Origin of the sequence: Williamsia sp. 1138 (assembly GCF_002095435.2) — a bacterium.
In the GTDB taxonomy this organism is placed as follows: domain Bacteria; phylum Actinomycetota; class Actinomycetes; order Mycobacteriales; family Mycobacteriaceae; genus Williamsia.
Genome location: NZ_MJEJ02000036.1, coordinates 88029 through 107184, shown reverse-complemented (window position 1 = coordinate 107184; position 19156 = coordinate 88029). Strand labels below are relative to the sequence as shown.

Annotated in this window: 19 protein-coding genes; 7 read left to right on the top strand and 12 right to left on the bottom strand. The window is 62.8% G+C overall.

The window, feature by feature from the left end:
• Positions 1–7: 7 nt before the first annotated feature.
• Complete coding sequence (locus tag BH683_RS08885) at positions 8–880, bottom strand: universal stress protein (protein ID WP_084835924.1); 873 nt, start codon at positions 878–880, stop codon at positions 8–10.
• A gap of 224 nt (positions 881–1104) precedes the next feature.
• Here BH683_RS08885 and BH683_RS08880 point away from each other — a divergent pair, with 224 nt between their 5' ends.
• Together BH683_RS08880 and BH683_RS08875 are read left to right on the top strand one after the other, a co-directional pair.
• Positions 1105–2820 carry a GAF domain-containing protein gene (locus tag BH683_RS08880; RefSeq protein ID WP_084835890.1) on the top strand — a complete coding sequence of 572 codons (1716 nt, stop codon included), beginning with the start codon at positions 1105–1107 and terminating at the stop codon, positions 2818–2820.
• Between the two features lie 108 nt (positions 2821–2928).
• On the top strand, positions 2929–3810 hold the full coding sequence (locus BH683_RS08875) for a universal stress protein (RefSeq protein WP_094647349.1): 882 nt from the start codon (positions 2929–2931) through the stop codon (positions 3808–3810).
• A 59-nt stretch (positions 3811–3869) separates the two neighbouring features.
• Here BH683_RS08875 and BH683_RS08870 read toward each other — a convergent pair whose 3' ends face one another.
• From BH683_RS08870 to BH683_RS08850, 5 genes are all read right to left on the bottom strand, one after another.
• The gene (locus BH683_RS08870) at positions 3870–4307 is read right to left on the bottom strand and encodes an Hsp20/alpha crystallin family protein (protein ID WP_084835889.1); all 438 of its coding nucleotides are present in this window, start codon (positions 4305–4307) and stop codon (positions 3870–3872) included.
• A 109-nt stretch (positions 4308–4416) separates the two neighbouring features.
• Positions 4417–5403, bottom strand: a complete 987-nt coding sequence (locus BH683_RS08865) for a hypothetical protein (RefSeq protein ID WP_084835888.1) — start codon at positions 5401–5403, stop codon at positions 4417–4419.
• A gap of 39 nt (positions 5404–5442) precedes the next feature.
• Positions 5443–6006 carry a hypothetical protein gene (locus BH683_RS08860; protein ID WP_143696020.1) on the bottom strand — a complete coding sequence of 188 codons (564 nt, stop codon included), beginning with the start codon at positions 6004–6006 and terminating at the stop codon, positions 5443–5445.
• Between the two features lie 160 nt (positions 6007–6166).
• Positions 6167–6817 (bottom strand): response regulator transcription factor, encoded by a 651-nt coding sequence (locus BH683_RS08855; protein ID WP_084835886.1) that lies wholly within the window; start codon positions 6815–6817, stop codon positions 6167–6169.
• Between the two features lie 91 nt (positions 6818–6908).
• Positions 6909–7799, bottom strand: coding sequence for a universal stress protein (locus BH683_RS08850; protein ID WP_168186998.1), 891 nt, complete (start codon positions 7797–7799; stop codon positions 6909–6911).
• A gap of 199 nt (positions 7800–7998) precedes the next feature.
• Between BH683_RS08850 and BH683_RS08845 the strand changes: the two genes are divergently transcribed.
• On the top strand, positions 7999–8886 hold the full coding sequence (locus tag BH683_RS08845) for a universal stress protein (RefSeq protein ID WP_084835884.1): 888 nt from the start codon (positions 7999–8001) through the stop codon (positions 8884–8886).
• A gap of 9 nt (positions 8887–8895) precedes the next feature.
• Here BH683_RS08845 and BH683_RS08840 read toward each other — a convergent pair whose 3' ends face one another.
• From BH683_RS08840 to BH683_RS08825, 5 genes are read right to left on the bottom strand one after another with little or no spacing between them, the layout of a single operon-like run.
• Positions 8896–9447: a GNAT family N-acetyltransferase gene (locus BH683_RS08840; protein WP_084835883.1), complete on the bottom strand. Its 552-nt coding sequence runs from the start codon at positions 9445–9447 to the stop codon at positions 8896–8898.
• Positions 9444–12212 (bottom strand): cation-transporting P-type ATPase, encoded by a 2769-nt coding sequence (locus tag BH683_RS08835; protein WP_281492294.1) that lies wholly within the window; start codon positions 12210–12212, stop codon positions 9444–9446. Before BH683_RS08835 ends, BH683_RS08840 begins: the two co-directional genes overlap by 4 nt.
• Entirely contained in the window at positions 12196–12636 is a 441-nt protein-coding gene (locus BH683_RS28370; protein WP_143696019.1) for a helix-turn-helix transcriptional regulator, read from the bottom strand. Before BH683_RS28370 ends, BH683_RS08835 begins: the two co-directional genes overlap by 17 nt.
• Complete coding sequence (locus tag BH683_RS08830) at positions 12623–13654, bottom strand: zinc-binding alcohol dehydrogenase family protein (protein WP_084835881.1); 1032 nt, start codon at positions 13652–13654, stop codon at positions 12623–12625. Before BH683_RS08830 ends, BH683_RS28370 begins: the two co-directional genes overlap by 14 nt.
• 19 nt (positions 13655–13673) lie before the next feature.
• Positions 13674–14210 (bottom strand): flavodoxin domain-containing protein, encoded by a 537-nt coding sequence (locus tag BH683_RS08825; RefSeq protein ID WP_246833261.1) that lies wholly within the window; start codon positions 14208–14210, stop codon positions 13674–13676.
• Positions 14211–14404: 194 nt separating this feature from the next.
• On the opposite strand from BH683_RS08825, the gene BH683_RS08820 reads away from it, so the two are divergent.
• Positions 14405–16696, top strand: a complete 2292-nt coding sequence (locus BH683_RS08820; RefSeq protein ID WP_084835880.1) for a heavy metal translocating P-type ATPase — start codon at positions 14405–14407, stop codon at positions 16694–16696.
• A 40-nt stretch (positions 16697–16736) separates the two neighbouring features.
• On the opposite strand, the gene BH683_RS08815 is transcribed toward BH683_RS08820, so the two are convergent.
• Positions 16737–17075, bottom strand: coding sequence for a hypothetical protein (locus BH683_RS08815; RefSeq protein WP_143696018.1), 339 nt, complete (start codon positions 17073–17075; stop codon positions 16737–16739).
• A 251-nt stretch (positions 17076–17326) separates the two neighbouring features.
• On the opposite strand from BH683_RS08815, the gene BH683_RS08810 reads away from it, so the two are divergent.
• The 3 genes from BH683_RS08810 to BH683_RS28830 are packed head-to-tail and all read left to right on the top strand — an operon-like array spanning position 17327 to position 19001.
• Positions 17327–18232, top strand: a complete 906-nt coding sequence (locus BH683_RS08810; RefSeq protein WP_084835878.1) for a slipin family protein — start codon at positions 17327–17329, stop codon at positions 18230–18232.
• 11 nt (positions 18233–18243) lie between these two features.
• Complete coding sequence (locus BH683_RS28640; RefSeq protein WP_168176545.1) at positions 18244–18414, top strand: hypothetical protein; 171 nt, start codon at positions 18244–18246, stop codon at positions 18412–18414.
• 26 nt (positions 18415–18440) lie between these two features.
• Complete coding sequence (locus BH683_RS28830; protein WP_210405184.1) at positions 18441–19001, top strand: hypothetical protein; 561 nt, start codon at positions 18441–18443, stop codon at positions 18999–19001.
• Positions 19002–19156 lie beyond the last annotated feature (155 nt).

The following is a 19156-nucleotide window of genomic DNA, read 5'->3' as shown; positions in this document are numbered from 1 at the left end:
CCTGGGGTCAGTGATGACTAGGCACAATCATGACCGGGTTGTGCGCATTGTGGAGTACTTTGCGGCTGGTCGATCCCAGTAACATGCCGGCGAAGCCGCCGCGGCCGTGGCTACCCACGACCACCAGTTGAGCTGCTTGCGCGTGGTCGAGAAGGGCCTGGACCGGGCGGTCGCGGACCACGGCCCGGCGGACTTTGACATTTGGATACTTGAGACGTAGCTCGCCGAGAGTCTTTTCGAGCACTCGTTCGGCTTCGCCAAGACGCGTCGCCCAATCGAACACCGCGACGCCCTGAGTGGCGTGGACCAGTGCGAAGTCGGCATCAGACCACGCGTGTACCGCGGTGAGCCCGACCCCACGAGCGGCGGCTTCATCGAACGCGATCTCCAGTGCGGGTGTGCTGGCCGCGGATCCGTCGGTACCGACGACGACCGAACGGCGTTGCGCATCGTCGGACCACCCGCGAACCACGGTCAGTGGTGCGCGGGTGTGCGATGCGAGAGCCGCGCTCACCGATCCGAGAATGGCTCGGTTGATCACTCCGATGCCGCGGCTTCCGACGACGATCATTCGTGCGGTCGCTGACAGCTCGATCAACATGGGAATAGGAGACCGGGAGACGACGATGGTCGATATGTCCAGCTCAGCCGAGACCGTCCGCCGAGCCATCGCCTCGGCCTCGATCAATGCGGAGTCGGCCTGCTCGCGCAGAGCCTGGTAGTAACTGCCCGGCAAGACCGCGTCGACAGGGGGAAGTGTGGACGAGATCAACAGCAGATCCGAGTGGTGGAGAGCGGCATCAAGAGCGGCCCAACGCACCGCGTCCAGCGCGGTCGACGAGCCGTCGACACCGACAACGGTGGGTGCATGTGTGGTCATCGAATTCTCCTCAGTGAGCTGAACAACAAACACCAGTCAACTCCAGGAAACCGGGCGTCGAACCTGGCGAAAACCCTTGATACAGGTGACCTAAGTACTCACTGCCGCAGCAACCCCGTGGATGTAATTAGGGCCTATATTCTGGTTACCGGGAAGTGGCAAGTAAGTGTTGTTACACTAGTTGCGCACGCTGACAAGCAGCCGTACTCGACGTCGGGGAAGTCATGGACAAGTCGTCGGCAGCCTCCGGAAAACCAGATAGAGACGTGCGCGAATCGCGACTGAGCGAGCTTCTTGAAGAGGCGCAGGATCGGGTGGAGCAGATCACCGAGGCGCGTGCGCACACCGATGGCTTGATCAAAGCCATGCTGGTGGTGACTGCCGACCTGGATCTGGAGTCGACTCTCCGGTCGATCGTGACTTCTGCCGTCACCCTTGTCGATGCGCAATACGGGGCCCTGGGAGTCCGTGGCGCGGGGCACGACTTGAGTGCCTTCATTCATCAAGGGATCGATGACGAGACACGGTTGAAGATCGGGCCGTTGCCGACGGGTCGTGGAGTGCTGGGGCTGTTGATCGATCAACCCAAGCTGGTGCGCCTGGACGACTTGTCTCAGCATCCGGACTCGGTTGGGTTCCCCCCGCACCATCCCCCTATGACCACATTCCTTGGCACCCCCATCCGGGTGCGCAACGAAATCTTTGGCAACCTGTATCTCACCCAGAAAAACGGCGGCGCGAGCTTCACCGAAGATGATGAGTTGGTCATCCAGGCTCTCGCTTCAGCGGCAGCCATTGCCATTGACAATGCGCGGCTGTACAAAGAATCGCAAACCCGATTGGCATGGATTGAGGCCACCCGCGATATCAGGACCGAGCTGCTCTCGGGCGCTGACATCGCCAGCGTACTGAGCATGATCGCGCGCCGAGCCTTGGTGCTCACCGATGCCGATGTGGTATTCATCGCACAGCCCGACAATCCGCAAACGCCAGTCGAGCATGTCCATCAACTGGTGATATCCGTTGCCGAAGGTGAAGATGCCGCCGAACTCCTCGACCGCACGGTGCCCATCGAAGGGTCCACGTCTGGCGCAGCGTTCGTGCACCGAACGGCATATGTGCGCGACAATCTCGAGTATGCCCCCACGGGTTCCTACGCCGAGCACTTCGGTCCGGCGCTCGTGGTGCCGCTCAGTACCGCCGAGACGATCAGTGGTGTCTTGGTGACCGTGCGCAGGTCCGGGCGGCACTCGTTCACCGATGAACTGCTCGGGATGGTCTCCAATTTTGCTGATCAGGGTGCTTTGGCTCTGGCGATGGCGGAAGCGATTCGCCGTAAGCGCGAACTCGAGGTGTTTGCTGATCGTGACCGGATCGCCCGGGACCTTCATGATCATGTCATTCAGCGAATCTTCGCCGCGGGCTTGAGTCTCCAAGGCACACTTCAACGCACTCAGTCGCCGGAGCTGCGCGGCCGGCTCACTGAGACGGTCAACAACCTGCAGGACATCGTCCAGGAGATACGAACAACGATCTTCGATCTGCAGAGCGATGACAGTAGCTCGCTCAACTTGCGGCAGGGCGTCCACGAGATCGTCGACCAGCAGCTCGGTGAGGCTCCGATCAAGGCCTATGTGCGTATGTCTGGTCCGCTGAGTGCTGTCGAACCCGTTCTCGCTGAGCACGTCCTGGCTGTTGTCCGAGAATGCGTCAGCAATGTCGTGCGGCACGCTCACGCACGCACTCTGACGTTGAGCATCGCTGTGGGCGACGAGGTGGTGGTCGATGTCGTCGACGACGGAGTGGGCCTTCCTGTCGAAATCAGTCCCAGCGGTTTGGCCAACCTACGCCGGCGTGCCCGCGACCTCGGCGGCGATGTGACCTTGTCGGCGGGGGAGTCCGGTGTGGGTCTCTCGGTTCGGTGGGTGGTACCTCTGTGATTGCACCTTGGGTGACGAAAGTCCCTACAAGTCAGGCGCAACGCCAACATCGCTCGGTCCCATCCAGTTCTATCTTTGAGGAACGACATCTTCGAAGGGAACGTGGACATGGCTATCGAAATTCAGCCCGGGGCGGTGATAGTCGGGGTCGACGGCTCGGAGACCGCCCTCGGCGCCGTCCGGTGGGCGGCCAAGTACGCTCAGAAGTGCTCTGCGCCAGTCCATCTTATCCATGCATTGCCCACCGACGAGTGGTATATGGGATTGGGGAGATCGGCGCTGATCAGTGAGCGTGCGCTCCTGGATCAACTCCGAGAAGTCGGCGCAGATCACCTGAAACAAGCGCACGAGGCGATCGGTGAGGTGGATCCCGGGGTGGAGGTCTCCTCCGCCATCTGCAACGAATCGGTGGCTGAGTTTGTTCGTGCCCACTCGCAGCAGGCCGCAATGGTGGTGATCGGATCGCGTCGCTCAGGCCCTCTTCGCGACATTCTGCTCGGCAGCCAGGTCATCGCCGTCACCAACGCCGCGCTGTGCCCTGTCGTCGCGTGGCGAGCTCACGAGAGCAAGGGTGGCGACGTCGTGGTCGGCGTCGACGGCTCAGAGCATGCGGACAAGGCGCTTCTCGCTGCCTTCGAGTACGCCCGCCTGATGGGCGCACGTGTGGTGGCGGCACACTTCTGGCAGGTGTCCGCGATGGTGGGTATCGGCTACAGCGGTGCGTTGATCGACTGGGAACAATTGCGCGACGACGGCACGGCCTGGCTGACCGAACACGTTGCAGTGGTGCGAGACAAGTTTCCCGATGTCGAGGTCGCGACACTGTACGGCGATGCCTCCGCCGCACGCGGGCTCGGTGAGCTCTCCGCCGGGGCGGGCTTGTTGGTGGTCGGGTCACAAGGACGCGGAGCTATGAGCGGGGCCTTGCTCGGCTCGGTCAGCCAGAACGTCCTACACCACTCGCAATGTCCTGTCCTCGTCGTTCACTGACCTGACAAGTCAAAGAGGGTGAACCGCGAAGCGGTTCACCCTCTTTCGTGTTTGAGTTACTAACTGGATTCAGTTACTTCCACCGCGATGTGCTTTCCCGGCGAGGTTGATGCTGCCAGTGGCACCGTCACGGTGAGGACGCCTTGCTCGTATGTCGCCTTCACGTCTTCTTCGATGTAGCCGGCGGGCAACGACATGGTTCGAACGAAAGACCCGTAGGCGAACTCCGATCGGACGTCGGTCTCGTCGCGTGTCTCTCGCTCGGCTTTGATCGTCAGCATTCCGTCCCGGACGATGATCTCGACGTCCTTGTTCGGATCAATACCCGGCAGTTCGGCTCGTACCAGGTACTGGTTCTCGCCGAGCTCGTCTTCGACACGGATCATATGAGAATTGGGGCGCAGTGCACCGATCGCCGGGAATGCAGCGAACAGATCCGCGACGTCAGGCAATAGCGAGTGGATGGGGTTGTGGCGACTGGCCAAGATGTTGTTCATGGCACTCCTTTTCGGTGGTTGGCGTTCAATTACATTGAAGCGAAGCTTGATTGGTCGTGGCAGAGGCATAAGTCCCTGATTGGGAGATCGATAGCCCCAGGATCAGAGCTCATCTGTCGACGGAGAGGATTTCGTCGACATCCCGCCTCGGGCTGCGGGCGGGCTTCTCATCTGCGTGCGAGGGCACACCGAGACGCACCATGATCTGTGGAACGCTAGCGTCCTCGAGCAACGCGCTGATGAGGGTGGTGCTCTCGGGCGATTCGAGGACATGTGAAAGCGTGCAGCTGCTCAGTCCCGCGATGGTGGCCTCGATGAGCAGTGTGGACAAGGACTCACCGCAGCGGAGCAGGTCTTCCCGGGTGCCGCCACGGGTGGCCAGGACGACAACGGTTGCTTCGTCGGACTCGACATCCGGCCTGCGGGGCTGACCGCCCCCGATCACAGGAAAGTCCCTGCCGACAGCGACGCGCTCACTTTCCGACGCGGTAAGCAGTGCCGCGGCCGGGATCCCGTCATGCTCGACGACTGGTCGCCGGGTCCACCAGACCAATTCGTCGTGATAGTTGATGTCGTAGCGCCGCAGCGACGCGCTGAGTTGCGATGCCTTCGCGAGCGACGGCGCGCTACTCACCGGTAGTGCTGTGATGTTCGTATCGTTCTGGGCGGCAGTCACTCTGGTTACATCGGACACCGTTATAGCTGGAGGCGGCAACAGCGGGAGCCGGTCAGTGAATCTCTCGCGGATCGCGACCGCGCGGCGACGGTGCCCGTCGAGGATGGGCAGGCGGCCGGTGAACTCGACCGTGGCCAGATGATCGGGCCGATTCGGGTTGGGAAGTCGAGCGACGTCGACGCCCCACCCGTAGGCGGAGGCAGCGGCGCATAAGTGATCGAGGGCGGCACCCAGACTCAGCACCATCTGCCGCTGGTGAGGGTCGGCGGCCGGCACGGACCGCGACGTATCGGCGTACAAGCGCAGCTCATCGCCGTGAAGCCGCCACCGCCACGGCTGGGTGTTGTGCACTGACGGCGCCCGCGAGGCCAGCGCCAAGATCTCGTGCAGGTTCCGCTGATCCGGACAGGTAATGGACATGGTCGCTCCTTGGGTGAAGGCGGTGCGGGGGATCGGAGGTCATCGGGTGCTGTCGATCGCGCCGGCTTGCCACTCCGCCTCCCACGCCGCAAACCGTTGTTTGTCGCCGAAGGTGCGCACCGAGAAGATCAGCAGCAGCCACACACCGACGATGGCCAGACCGGTGGTCAGCCCCACGGCGATGGCTTGGGCGACAGCGTTGCCCACTGCTCGGGGTTTGTCGACCGGCGTGCCGTTCTGGTCGATCCAGATGGTTCTGTGCACGCCCGGCTTGTCTGCCGACTTCGACTCGACGCTGCCGGTGACGCTGCGTCCATCGGTTGAGGTCCAGGTCGCGCTGACCGGTTCCCGAGACTCCTGCGCGGTCCCGAGGATGGTGGCGGTGACCGAGTGGCGGGACTGCTGTTCCAGCAAGACCGATTGTTTGTCGTTGGCGTAGGTGGCGCTGCCGACCATGAACGCGATGGTCAAAGAGCACACGGCGAGTGCTGTGGCGAGCAGCATGATCAGAGATTCCAGGCGGTCATAGGGCCGGATGAGCCTGTTGGACGACAAGTGCATCAGTCGCCACAGATGAAGCTCGCGCGATAACAGACTCAGCATTGTGGTGGCTCCCGTCGCCTTCATGTGTGTCAACCGGTTTCACTAGAAACCGTATGACGCGGGGGCCTGACGGATCGCCTGTCCTTGGTTGCCGCTATCGGGGCCTTTGGTCATCAGTGGCAGGGACCTGTGATCGCGAGATCACGAGCGATGTCATCGGTCAGTCGCGCTGGGGTGGGTTGGGACTCTTGATCTTGGAGGCGTAGACGGCCGCTTGTGTCCGTCGCTCCATGCCCAGCTTGGCGAGCAGGCGGGATACGTAGTTCTTGACGGTCTTCTCCGCCAGGTGCATCCGGGCGGCGATCTGGCGATTCGTCAGCCCCTCACCAAGCAGATCCAGCAACGTTCGTTCCTGCTCCGTGAGCCCGTCTAGCGGCCCGGGAGCGTCCTGGCGGGCCCGAAGCCGATCCATGAGGGCAGCCGCGGCACGGTTGTCGAGAAGTGACTTGCCGGCACCCACATCGTTGATGGCTTTGGTCAGATCCATGCCGGTGATGTCCTTGACGACATAACCGCTGGCGCCGGCCAGTATCGCATCCATCATGGCCTGGTCCTCGGTGAACGATGTGAGCATCAGACATTTGAGACCATCGAGTTTTGTCAGTAGTTCCCGGCACAGTTCGATGCCATTGCCATCGGGCAACCGGACGTCCAGCACGGCGACGTCTGGGCGCAGCGCCGGTATCCGGGCCAGCGCCTGCGAGCAGGTACCTGCTTCGCCGATCACGGTGAGGTTGGGGTCTGCGTCGATGAGTTCGATGAGCCCGCGGCGAACTATTTCGTGGTCATCGACCAAGAACACGGTGGTCATTGTGGCTCCTTCGGCGTCGCCGGACATCGGCTGTGTCCAGTGTAAGGAGCCGGTGGCTCTGTGCTGCGAGAATCCTGCTCGCGGCTGCTGGTCATGCTCTGACAACGAGTATCGGGCAGGTCACCGTATGGAGCAATGCCCGGCTCGTTGATCCCAGCAATCGCCCGGTAAAGCCGCCGCGGCCGTGGGAGCCGACCACCAACAAGCATGCGTTGTCGCCGGCATCGCGCAGTGCTCCGACGGGGTCGCTGTTGTGTACCTGCTGGGTGACCTCGACATCGGGGTACCGATCAGACTGTCCAGCAAGGCTTTCGGACAGGACAGCTTCTTCCGCGGTGCGTGTCTCTTTCCATGACAGGGCGCGATGATCGGTGCTGAACACCGATTGGATCTTCTTGAAGTTCCACGCATGGATAGCCAAAAGGCTCGCATTGCGCAGCGACGCCTCCTCGAAGGCAGACTCCACCGCCAGCTCGCTGCACCGTGACCCGTCGACTCCCACGACCACTGTGTTGGGCATGCTCTCGCGTACCGAATCGAGCTGCTCGCGTACCACGACCACCCGGCACCCGGCGTGGGTGGACACGGCCTCGGCGACCGAACCGAGCAACCCCGAGGCTCGACGAGTTTCTCCGTACGCACCGACCACGAGAACCTGGGCGGTGGCGGCGAACCGCTGCAAACCGATTCGGGCGTCACAGAGCAGCATCCTGGTGTCGACAGCGATGTCGCTACCGGCGGCGAGTATCTCTGATACCGCCACGGACGACGCCTCGGCGAGGTCCTTCTGAGCGTGCTCCTTGAGCTGTTCGTAGTATCGATCAGGCCACGGATAGTCACTGAGAGCGAGAATGTCGTCATCCACGCAGCACACGATCGTCAGGCGCGTGGCATGCAATATGGCCTCATGGGCGGCCCATCGGACTGCGTCGAGCGCAGCTGCTGACCCGTCGATTCCTACCACTACTGGTTTGTTCTCCATGGTGACTCCCGTGTATCGAAGAATGAACTCGTTGATAATTCGACGGTCTCGCGAGCGCGCGATCGGGTGTAGGGCCGGTGGGCCCTCACGCAGATGCCCAAGGACACTTGGTATCACCGTCTGTGCCGGCGGAGACTGAAAGCACTCAAAACAGGCCAGAACATGGCGTCTTGATCTCCTGCACGGAAAAGGTGTTGCCATGAAGAGTATTCAGCGGCTGGTTGTCGGGGTCGACGGATCCGAGCGTTCTCTCGACGCCGTGCGCTGGGCGGCCGGTGACGCACTTGTTCGCTCGGTGCCGCTGACCATCGTGACGGTGTCGCGCGATCGGATTCCCAGTCTCTCCGACGCGGTGAATCTGCGTCTGAACACCCCGCAGGTGATCCATCGGCAAGCGGAACGAACTCTGGACACGGCGGCACAAACGGCCAAGGACATCGCCGGAAGACGTGCCCTCGAGGTGAACACCGTGATCGAGTCGGGCGCACCCGCCGAGGTGCTGATGCACCGGGGAAGCACAACAACGTTGCTGGTGGTCGGTTCGCGAGGCCTGGGCGAATTCACCGGAGGACTCGCCGGATCGGTCAGCACTGCGGTGGTCACCCATGCTCGCTGCCCGATCGCCGTGGTGGGGTCGGCTGCCCGAACTGTTGATTCGGACTCGCCGGTGGTGGTCGGCGTCGATGGCACTGAGAACAGCGAACCGGCTCTGGCTCAGGCATTCGAGGAGGCGTCATTGCGTGGAGTCGATCTGGTGGCCGTGCACGCGCTGATCGACTTCGACCCCGACCGAGCATTGCCTGAGGGTTTGGCCACCACCATGTTTGCCGCAGACGTGCTCGACGATCTGATGCTCGCCGAAAGCCTTGCCGGATGGAAAGAGCAGTTTCCGACTGTCCGTGTACATCCTCGTGCTGTCCGGGATCGCCCGGTACGGCAGCTGGTGCACGAGGCGCACAACGCCCAGCTCGTCGTGATGGGCAGTCGTGGGCGCGGGGGCTTTCCGTCCATCCTGATGGGCTCGACCAGCCAGGCAGTACTGCACACGGTCGAGATTCCGGTCATGATAGTCCCCACCGCACGATGACCTCGCCCCTCACACACACGCTGAATCGTCGAGATCGCCGGCGTGCAGATCGATTTCCAAGGTCATGGTCGTTCCGTCGAGATGAAGCTCGTGGGTGAGCCCGATATCGCGGAGCACCCCGATCATCAGGCTGTTCTCGGCCAAGATCTCTGCAGTCAGCCACCGGATCCCCGCCGATCGCGCATGTGCAACGAGGTGCTCCAGCAAGCCGGTCCCGATCCCGCGGGCCTGGACGCTGTGGTCGACAGTGATCGCGATCTCGACGTCAGGATGCGGTCTGGTTTGGGGACGTGGTCCGCGGATGTAGTTGGCAATGCCTAGTAGTCGTTCACCACGGAATGCGCCGAGCGCGTAGCTGCCCTCGAGGCGGCGGCAGGTGTATGCCGCAACAGTGTGGAGGTGTTTGGGGCGGGCGCCGAAGAACCGCATGTAGGCGTCGTGTTCGTTCATGCTTCGGTACAGATCCTCAACTGCCGGTATGTCGCTTTCGTCGAGGTCTCGAAAGACCACATCGGCCGGCGGTCGATGACCCGGGGATGGTGCGTTGGTGTCGGTACTCATCGTGGTTGGCTTTCTCGATCGGAGGCTGGGGCTGTGGGGTCGCGATCGGTAGTCTGGGACATCCGTCGTCGGAACCAGCGATACAGCTCGTCGCTGCCCCACACGATGAACGGCAACGGGATCAGCCACAGCGCCAGATACAGCGGAGGGGAAGCTGTTCCGAAGATGTCCTGCAGCTGCGGCACCGTGACCACCAAGACGGCAAAGACGATCTCAAATCCGATACCCCACAAAAGCAGACGGTTGGTTCCCAGACCGATCTCGCGAAGTGAGGCCCGTTGAGTGCGTGCTGCGATCGCGGTGCCGATCTGACACGACACGATGGCCAAGAAGCTCATCGTGGTGGCGAGCATCCACGTATCGTGCAGCGGTCCGCTCGACACCGAATCACCCAGGTGCCAGCCGCCGTTGACGAGGGTTCCCAGGAACAGTGCCAGAACGAGCGCGGCCGATACACCGCCGAGAAGACCCCATGAGCGCACCAAGATCTCGCGGCTGACGACGTTCTGGCCCCGTTTGTGCGGCGGTCGATCCATCAGTCCGGGTTCGGCAGGTTCGCGTCCCAGGGCGAGGGCAGGCAGGGTCTCGGTACCGAGGTCGATGGCCAGGATCTGCATGACGGTCAGGGGTAGAGGAATCTGGCCTCCAGAAAGTGCGTACAGCAGAAAGGGAATGACCTCTGGAGTGGCGTGCGCGAAGATGTAGACGATGAACTTGCGTACGTTGTCGTAGACGCGGCGGCCGGCTTCGACGGCGGTGACGATGGTCGCGAAGTTATCGTCGGTCAGCACCATCGTGGCTGCTTCGCGTGCCACGTCGGTCCCCGATTTCCCCATCGCGACACCGATGTCCGAGCGTCGCAGAGCGGGAGCGTCGTTGACGCCGTCTCCGGTCATCGCCACAACATGGCCTTGACTACGTAAGGCGTCGGTGATGCGGAGCTTGGCTTCTGGAGAACTGCGGGCGAACACGATCTCGCCCGGTTCGGCCAATAGAAGATCGAGATCGGCCTCGGGCATCAGCTCGAGCTCCGTCCCGGTCACCACCCGCAAGCTGCTACCCGCGCCGATCCCGACGCTTTCGGCGATGCCGCGTGCGGTGAGGCCGTGGTCGCCGGTGACGACCATGATCCGAATGCCTGCGGAGTGGCAGGTGGCGACTGCCTCCGCGACCTCGGGTCGTGGTGGGTCCATCAGGGCAACGATCGCCAGCATGGTGAGGCCTTGCTCGGTGTTCTCGCGGCTGAGTGTCTCGACCAACGTCTCATCGATCGTGCGCTCGGCGACGGCCATCAACCGGAGTCCCTCGGCTGCCCATTCGGTCACCATGGCGGTGATCGCCGTGCGATCGACGGATGTCAGCGCGCGGTCGCCGCTGCCGTCGGCGATTGTGGTGCATCGTTGGAGGACTTCTTCCGGCGCACCTTTGACATTGATCCGGGCCGTGCCGGGTGCTGAACGCGTCACCGTTGACATCCGGCGCAAAGCGGACTCGAAGTGGAACTCCCGAAGCCGATCGGAGGGTTCTCCGGGCCCCGGGCCGACTCCGAGTTCCTGGGACGCGCGCAGTAGCGCCAACTCGGTCGGATCTCCGCGTTCGGCGGTTGTGCCGTCGTCATCCGTGGTGATACTCGCCGAGCAGCAGTTGGCGATGACGTGCGCTGTGCGAGAGGCACAGTCGTTGCCACCGGTGGGAGGTTCGAGCACGCCCTGCGATGTCCACATACGTGCAGCGGTCATCTCGTTGAGCGTCAGTGTGCCGGTCTTGTCTGTACAGATGACGGTCGTCGATCCCAGCGTCTCCACTGCCGAGATCTTCTTGACGAGCGCGCCGCTGCGCGCCAGGACTCGCACACCGACGGCGAGTGCAAGCGTGATGGTAGGGAGCAGGCCCTCGGGTACGTTGGCGACGAGAAGACCGATCGCGAAGTTGACCGAATCCTGTAATGACAGGCCGGCCAGCAGGGTTCCGAGCGGGATGAAGGCGAGTCCCATCGTCACCGCGACGGCGGCGATGAGCCACGCTACGCGCTTGACCTGTGTTTCGAGCGGGCTCTCGTCCTGGGTGACCCGCGCAGAAAGGGCGGCGATCCGTCCGAGTTCTGTCTGCATTCCGGTGGCGAAGACGACGGCGTGTGCATGGCCGGTCACGATGGTGGTGCCACTGAAGACCAGGTCTGTTGCTTCGATGATGGGTCCGGTCCCGGCCGCCGTGCGGGTCTCGAGCCTTACGGTGGCGGATTCGCCGGTGAGCGTGGATAGATCGACATCCAAGGAGCCGTCGAGCAGTCTTGCGTCGGCGGGGATCTTGTCACCCTCGGCGAGCAGAATCACGTCGCCGGGTACGAGCTCGGACGCTTCGACGGACATCTCCGGTGCCTGTCGGACCACTCGTGCGGTGGCGGGAATGAAGGCGGACAACGCTTCTACGGCTTGCTCGGCGTGGCGCTCCTGCACCAATGCGAAGGCTGCGTTGATGATCACCACCACCACGATTGCTATGGCAAGCGGTCGAGAGTCGCTGAACCATGCCAACACTGCAGCCAGCCACAGCAGCAGCGCCAACGGGTGGGTGATTTGGCGAAGCAATTGTCGAGCCCAGTGACTGCGATGGCGCCGAGTCAGTTCGTTCCGGCCATAGATCAGCGCCCGTCTCACGACTTCGCGATCGGACAGACCCATGGGGTCGGTGTCCAGGTCACGCAGCAGACCCGGGATCGCTTCCTGTGGGTCTACGGGCGCAGATGTGTCACCGGCGGTGGGCAAGAGAGCGCCCCTGTTCCGGAGCCTTGCGGCAATCCCGTTGGCTCGCGGGGACTTGCACAGCAAGCATCGAACTGAGGACGGAATGTCCTGGAGCATCGACGACAAGCCCCGATGGCGCCGGGGGGACCGCATCACCGAAGACTTCGTGGGTGAGCTTGCTCAGTAGTCGCCGATCGCGCCCCAATTCCATCCTGCCTGCCGGCGTTGCCCGGTAGACGTTCTGCATCATGCCGTCGATCAGACGCTGGTCTTGCGTCAGGAGGGTTTCGGCCACCAGATCGTCCAGGATCTGGCGCAGATTACCGGGCCCGACACGGTAATCGCGACGGAACAGCTCTCGGCTCATCTGCTGCTCGGAGATCATATCGCTGACGGCCCGGCCCAGAATGTGGAAGCGGATCGCCACCCGGTCAAGAAGTCGCATAGGGGAGTCCCTTCTCGAGGGGGACCAATACCGCAGCCCCCGCGAACAGCCCTTCCTTGAGGTCTCGAAGGGCAGTGAGCGCTTGCTCGAGTGAGTATTCAGTGGTTTCTACGTGGAGTCGGTGATCTTGGGCGAAGCGCAGAAACTGACGGGCGTCTGCGCGGGTGTTGGACTCGACACTGCGTATCTGTTTCTCGTGGAACAGGTGTCGTTGATAGTTCAGGGGCGGGATGTCGGTCATGTGGATGCCCGCCAGTGAGAGGGTCCCGCCACGGTCGAGCGCTTCCAGCGCGGTAGGGACGATGTCGCCGATCGGGGCGAAGACAATCGCCGAGTCGAGAGGCTCGGGAGGTTGGTCGTACGTGTCTCGAGCTGATGCGACACCGAGTTCGAGTGCCAGGTCCCGCGCTCGTTGATCACGCGTCATCACGTGCACAATTGCTCCTTGGTGCATCGCGACCTGCGCCACCAGATGGGCACTACCGCCGAATCCGTAGATGCCCAGACGGCCGCGAGGTGGGAGCTCTGCTCGCTTCAGTGCGCGGTAGCCGATGATCCCGGCGCACAGCAGCGGAGCGAGCTCCGTTGCGGAATAACCGGTCGGCAGTTCCAGGGCGTAAGCGGCTTCGGCGACAACGTAGTCGGCGTACCCGCCGCCATGATCCCAGCCGGTGTACCGGGAACGCAAGCAAAGGTTTTCGGCTCCGGTGCGGCAGTAGCTGCAAGTGCCGCAGGTGGATCGAAGCCAGGGGACGCCGACCAGATCGCCGACGCGGAAAGCAGTGGAGGTTCCCTCGGCGATGTACAGCACACGTCCTACGACTTCATGGCCGGGAACCACCGATGGTCGGTGGACTGGCAGGTCGCCCTCGACGACGTGTAGATCTGTACGGCACACCCCGCAGGCCTCGACCGCGAGGAGCATCTCGCCGCGCTGTGGCACCGGCCTCTTTTCGGTCACCAGCTCGATTGGTTCGCCCAAGATCGGTCCTGGCTCTGATACTCGCCATGCTCGCATGCCAAAACCTCTGCGGAACTCACCAGTCGTTTCGGACAACGGGCATTTCGGCCAATGATCCGCAGATCTCGTCGGCCCATTCACCGATCTCGGATGAGGAGCGATGGTCACCGTCAGTCGCGTGAACGGCGGACGCAACCAGACGCTCACCCCAACTCAGCTCGGCTCGGTCGAGTTTGCCGCCGAACGTGTGATGATCCTGCGCCCACGCGGCACTGGCGATTTTCACCTCAGGTGTGGCCTTGCCGCCATCACTCTTGCCGGTGTCGTCTACTGGACCGCTGGAGAACAACCAGACCGGGATTGCTTCCAGACTCTTGGTTTCACGATCGACGAGACTCCGGGCGCTCTTGAGCCAGCGCCCCATGTACACCGCGCTTCCCAAGATCAGTGCGTCGACGTCGGCGAGACTCTCGATCTGGTCGGCGTCGAGAACTTCGACCTCGGCGTCAACTTTCCGCGCGAGTAGACCAGCCGATAGCGCAGTGCCGAGTTGTTCGCCGATCTCCCGGGTCGACCCGTGCCTGCTGGCCGTTGCCACAAGTACCTTGATCACTGCACTGCTCCATTCGGCGACGTGAACTGTCTCCTCAGTGAACTGCCCGCATCGGCGCGCGAGGAGAGGACATAGGCCTCTACGCCGACTTCTTTCGTCCCTAGGGCGGCGAATCGGCGTAGCGGAGACTTTCCGGTGGGCATCGAGGAGGAAAAGACGTGCGTGCGGATGACGTGCACAAGCCGCGGCCAGGAATGAACGTGGGGATTTCCGTGGAAACGGCGCTCTTCGTGGTCACGGCCGCCGCGTTGACAGCGGGCGGTATCGCGTGGCTTTCGGAGTCAACCGACATCGCCGACGCGCTCTGGATTGCCGGAACCCTCGTGGCTTTGCTACCTGCGGTGTGGTGGGTAGTGGAAGGTCTGCGTCACGGACGGGTCGGCGTCGATGTGATCGCGGTGCTCTCCTTGGTCGGAACCATCGTCGTCGGGGAGTTCCTCGCCGGAATTCTGATCGCCGTCATGCTTGCCACCGGCCGAGTGCTCGACGCAACCGCGTCGCGACGAGCGTCTCGCGACCTGAGCGCTCTCGTCGCGCACGCCCCACGTACTGCGCGGCGCCGGGTAGGCACGACGCTCGAAGTGGTGGACCTCGACGAAGTCGAGGTCGGGGACGTCATCTCGGTAGGGTGCGGTGAGACAGTGCCGGTCGACGGCCGGATGAACTCCTCCGTTGCAGTCCTCGACGAGTCCATGCTCACCGGTGAATCTGTTGCGGTCACCGTAACGTCGGGCGATGACCTACGTTCGGGTGTCGTCAATGCAGGCAACGCATTCGAGATGACAGCGCTGCGAACAGCTTCGGACAGCACCTACGCGGGTATTGTCCGTCTAGCCGACGATGCGTCGTCCGAACGGGCGCCGGTCGTCCGATTGGCTGATCGACTTGCTGCCTGGTTCCTGCCGCTGACGCTGGTGGTCGCGTCCGTGGCGTGGGTCGTCGACGGCTCCCTGACGCGAGCGGTCGCGGTTCTGGTGGTTGCGACGCCGTGTCCGTTGCTGTTGGCCGCGCCCATCGCCATCGTCTCCGGCCTGTCGCGATCGTTACGCTTCGGTGTGGTCGTCAGAGATGGTGCCGCACTGGAGAATCTGGGACACGCCACGACCCTTGTCCTGGACAAGACCGGGACATTGACGACGGGTCGACCAAGCGGCCTTGCCATCGATGTGGCGCCCGGCCAGGACCCCGCGAACATTCTCCGTTTGGCGGCCTCCGCCGATCAGGTCTCGGCGCACGTTCTGGCCGAGGCCATAGTCCGGGAAGCGAAAGCGCGGGGTATGCCCCTTTCGCTGCCGACCGACGTCGTCGAACAGGCCGGCACGGGGGTGACCGCCACCGTGGACGGCTGCCGGGTTTCGGTGGGTTCGCGTGTTCTGCCTGAGGACGGACCGACGTGGGCGCAGGCCGCGCTGCGCAAGTCCGAACTTGACGGGTCCGTGATTGCCTGGATCGAAGTCGAGGGAATCCTGACTGCGGCCATAACACTGATCGATGAGGTTCGTCGCGACGCGTCGTCGACATTGAGACGACTGCGCGGTGCCGGACTGTCTCGGATCATCATGCTGACAGGAGACCGCGCTCGGCCCGCGCAGGAGATCGGAGCTGTTCTGGGACTCGATCAGGTGTATGCCCAGCAGACCCCCGCCGACAAGGTCGCGCGGGTGCGCGCCGAGCGACGCCAGGCAGTCACCATCATGGTGGGCGACGGAGTCAACGACGCGCCGGCACTGGCCACTGCCACCGTGGGTGTGGCGATGGGCGCGAGAGGCTCGGCGGCCAGTTCGCAGGCCGCAGACATCGTCCTGACGACAGACCGCATCGACAGGCTTGCTGATGCCATGGAAACCGCCCGTCGCTCTCGGCGGATAGCTGTGCAAAGCGCCGGAGTGGGAATGGGTTTGTCGCTGGTAGCCATGGTTGTGGCGGCATTCGGCTTGCTGGCGCCCGCGCCCGGAGCTCTGGTTCAAGAAGCTATCGACGTGATCGTGATTCTGAACGCGCTGCGGGCGCTCAGCGGTGGGAGAAAACGATCCCAGCGGATCAGCAGTCAGACCGACGAACTTATCCACCGGTTCTCGAAAGAGCACGACGAGATGAGGGGCCGGCTGTCGCTGCTCACCACCGCGGCGCAAGAGCTGTCCAATGGGGACGTACGGTCGGCGTATCCTGCGCTGCAAGCAGCGGATTCGTTTGTGTCGCAGGTGGTACTCCCGCACGAGCACGCTGAGGACGAGGATCTGTATCCCGCATTGGCGAGGCCACTGGGGAGCTCGGAGGCGACGGCGACGATGAGCCGAATGCACGCTGAAATCGACCGTTTGGGCCGCCGACTCCACACTCATCGCCTACGTGCCGATGAGCACGGCGAGATCAGTCCGGACCAACGCAGTGACCTGATCGCCACTTTGTACGGGCTCCACGAACTGTTGCGGCTGCACTTCATACAGGAGGAAGAGAATTACTTCACCATGGCAGACGAAGCCTGATCGGCGATCCCGGCGCGGGGCTGGCTGTGGTCGGTCGTCTTCAGCCACTGAGCGTGTAGTCGTCACGGGCAGGCGGATGCGCTGAAGCCGACCGCTGACACGCGCCGGCGACACACCAGGCGAGCAGTTCGTCGAACATCAATGTGCTGGCCGAACGCAATGCGACATCGACTTGTTTGAGATCGGATGTATCGGCCGGTGCGAGGCCTCGGTGGGCGAGTGTGGCGGTGAGTTCAGCGTTGGCCAGGGGGTCGAAACGAGTCCACAACCACGTGGCGGCGACGCGTAGTGAGCCGCTGATGTCCGGGAGCGGTCTGTCGTGGAGGGCGAGGTCGAGCATCGGCACAGCCTGGACGGCCATGTCGAGATGACTTGGCACGCCAGCTGAGACTACGCGGCTGGATTTGCTCATAACGAGCAGTGTCGGCCTCGAGCGTTGACAGGAAAAGGGTCAAAGGGCCCACTTCCGGCTGATTGGGTAATCGCGTACGAGCACCGCTGTTCTCATGAGACGACCGATGGATACATCGGAGTGACATTTGGCCCTCACGGATGCCGGGAATCAGCGCGAAGGTGACTGTGGAGCCCGCGATGACATGGTCGGCTGGGCGTGAGTGAAAGGGGAGCCACATGATCGGCTGGATCGTGATCGGAATCGTTGTCGTCGTTGTCGCCCTGCTGCTGCTCGCCCTGTCGATCCGGGTCGTCGTGCAGTACGAGCGCGGTGTCTTGCTGAGGTTCGGCCGGGTGATTGGCGTCCGCGAGCCTGGGTTGAGGTTCTTGATCCCGATCGTCGATCGCATGGCGCGGGTGTCGATGCGGGTGGTGACGATGCCCATCCAATCGCAGGGCATCATCACTCGGGACAACGTCAGTGTCGACATCTCGGCGGTGGCTTACTTCCGCGTGGTGGATGCGGTGAAGTCGGTGGTCGCCATCGAGAATGTGCGCGCCGCGATCGATCAAATCGCGCAGACCACGTTGCGCAAGGTGGTCGGACAGCACTCACTCGATCAGGCGCTCGCCGACACAGACACCATCAACTCGGACATCCGGCGCATCCTCGACATGACGACGCTGGAGTGGGGAGTGGAAGTCACCTTGGTAGAGCTCAAAGACATCCAGCTGCCTGAGAGCATGAAGCGCGCGATGGCCAGACAAGCCGAGGCCGAGCGAGAGAAGCGTGCGAAGATCATCGCCGCAGAAGGCGAGTCGATGGCTGCTGCGTCTCTGGGTGAAGCTGCGGACACGATGAGCGCTCATCCGATCGCCCTCCAGTTACGCAACTTGCAGACTCTCGTCGAGATCGGTGTCGAGAAGAACACCACTGTGGTGTTCCCCGCGCAGTTGATGAGCGCGATCACTGACATCGAGAACCTTTTCGTTCGCGAGAACAGCGCTGCCAAGCGAGTTGGTGACTCTGAAGCGGCTGTGCAGCAGACCGATAGAGTCGCACCGATCGACGGTGCCGTCAGGGGCGGTCTCGACTGGCCACTGCCTGCTGTCCCAATAGCCGCACCAGCTACGACGCGGTAGGGAGCAGAAGAATGCTCGGTCACGAAACAGCTGATCAAGCTGCACTTCTCGCGGTCCTCTGTCTGTTCACCGTCTGTGTGCTCACGGGAGCGTCGATCTGGGCAGCAGTCTTCCTCGGTGGCCTCGCAGGTCTCCAGGTGATCGCCGTCGTCGGAGAGATGACCACCGTGTGGCGGAAATGAGACCACGGCATCCGGCTTGCGCCTCCGTGAACGGCGCGCGGTCCATTGATCGCCAGCGCGGGATCGTTGCAGCCCGCGAACTGTGCGGCTCGATCTACAACACTTCGCGGTTGCTGGCCCACCGCAGGATTCGTCAACCCACGACCAATTTGGAGCGGCGGATCGATTTCGCTGACGGATCCTCGGCGCGGGTCTACCGCGAGACTGTTGTCGATGCCGTCTCGCACGCCGAACCGGTGACGTTGGCTGTCGGGTTTCGGCTCCGTGGCGTCGGCCAGAACGAGATTGCCCACGCCGTATTCCGGCGTGAAAGCCTGTTCAATACGCCATTGTTCGTCGGATTCCCGGGATTCGTGTCCAAACTCTGGCTTGCCCACGACGGCAACGGCCTCTATCGAGGCCTCTACGACTGGGACGGAGTGGACAGAGCCGAGAGCTACGTGCGCGCGCTGTGGTGGCCGTTGGCACTGGTCAGTGAACGCGAGTCCATCACCTACCAGGTGATACCGGGAATCACCCGCGACACCGCATCCACCCAGCCGGAGTTGTTCAGAGACGAAGGGCAGTGGTGGCGACCCCGGGGTTAGCTGTAATGACCAGGGACGTTGTGAACGGTGTGGCACCAGTAAATAGGTGAGGACCTCCGGTATCGGTGTGGTTACCACAACTACAGCGACTACCAAGAGGTCCTCATGTTCCCCGTGGCCGCCCTGGCCGCCAGTTCATGGTCCATCGACAATCC

Excerpts from the sequence above, each read along its gene's own strand:
- BH683_RS08820 (WP_084835880.1), top strand. The coding sequence starts at position 14,405 with ATGAACGTGGGGATTTCCGTGGAAACGGCGCTCTTCGTGGTCACGGCC.
- BH683_RS08830 (WP_084835881.1), bottom strand. The coding sequence starts at position 13,654 with ATGCGAGCATGGCGAGTATCAGAGCCAGGACCGATCTTGGGCGAACCA.
- BH683_RS28370 (WP_143696019.1), bottom strand. The coding sequence starts at position 12,636 with ATGCGACTTCTTGACCGGGTGGCGATCCGCTTCCACATTCTGGGCCGG.
- BH683_RS08880 (WP_084835890.1), top strand. The coding sequence starts at position 1,105 with ATGGACAAGTCGTCGGCAGCCTCCGGAAAACCAGATAGAGACGTGCGC.
- BH683_RS08845 (WP_084835884.1), top strand. The coding sequence starts at position 7,999 with ATGAAGAGTATTCAGCGGCTGGTTGTCGGGGTCGACGGATCCGAGCGT.
- BH683_RS08875 (WP_094647349.1), top strand. The coding sequence starts at position 2,929 with ATGGCTATCGAAATTCAGCCCGGGGCGGTGATAGTCGGGGTCGACGGC.
- BH683_RS08870 (WP_084835889.1), bottom strand. The coding sequence starts at position 4,307 with ATGAACAACATCTTGGCCAGTCGCCACAACCCCATCCACTCGCTATTG.
- BH683_RS08855 (WP_084835886.1), bottom strand. The coding sequence starts at position 6,817 with ATGACCACCGTGTTCTTGGTCGATGACCACGAAATAGTTCGCCGCGGG.
- BH683_RS08860 (WP_143696020.1), bottom strand. The coding sequence starts at position 6,006 with ATGCTGAGTCTGTTATCGCGCGAGCTTCATCTGTGGCGACTGATGCAC.
- BH683_RS08865 (WP_084835888.1), bottom strand. The coding sequence starts at position 5,403 with ATGTCCATTACCTGTCCGGATCAGCGGAACCTGCACGAGATCTTGGCG.
- BH683_RS28640 (WP_168176545.1), top strand. The coding sequence starts at position 18,244 with ATGCTCGGTCACGAAACAGCTGATCAAGCTGCACTTCTCGCGGTCCTC.
- BH683_RS08850 (WP_168186998.1), bottom strand. The coding sequence starts at position 7,799 with ATGGAGAACAAACCAGTAGTGGTAGGAATCGACGGGTCAGCAGCTGCG.
- BH683_RS08840 (WP_084835883.1), bottom strand. The coding sequence starts at position 9,447 with ATGAGTACCGACACCAACGCACCATCCCCGGGTCATCGACCGCCGGCC.
- BH683_RS08810 (WP_084835878.1), top strand. The coding sequence starts at position 17,327 with ATGATCGGCTGGATCGTGATCGGAATCGTTGTCGTCGTTGTCGCCCTG.
- BH683_RS08885 (WP_084835924.1), bottom strand. The coding sequence starts at position 880 with ATGACCACACATGCACCCACCGTTGTCGGTGTCGACGGCTCGTCGACC.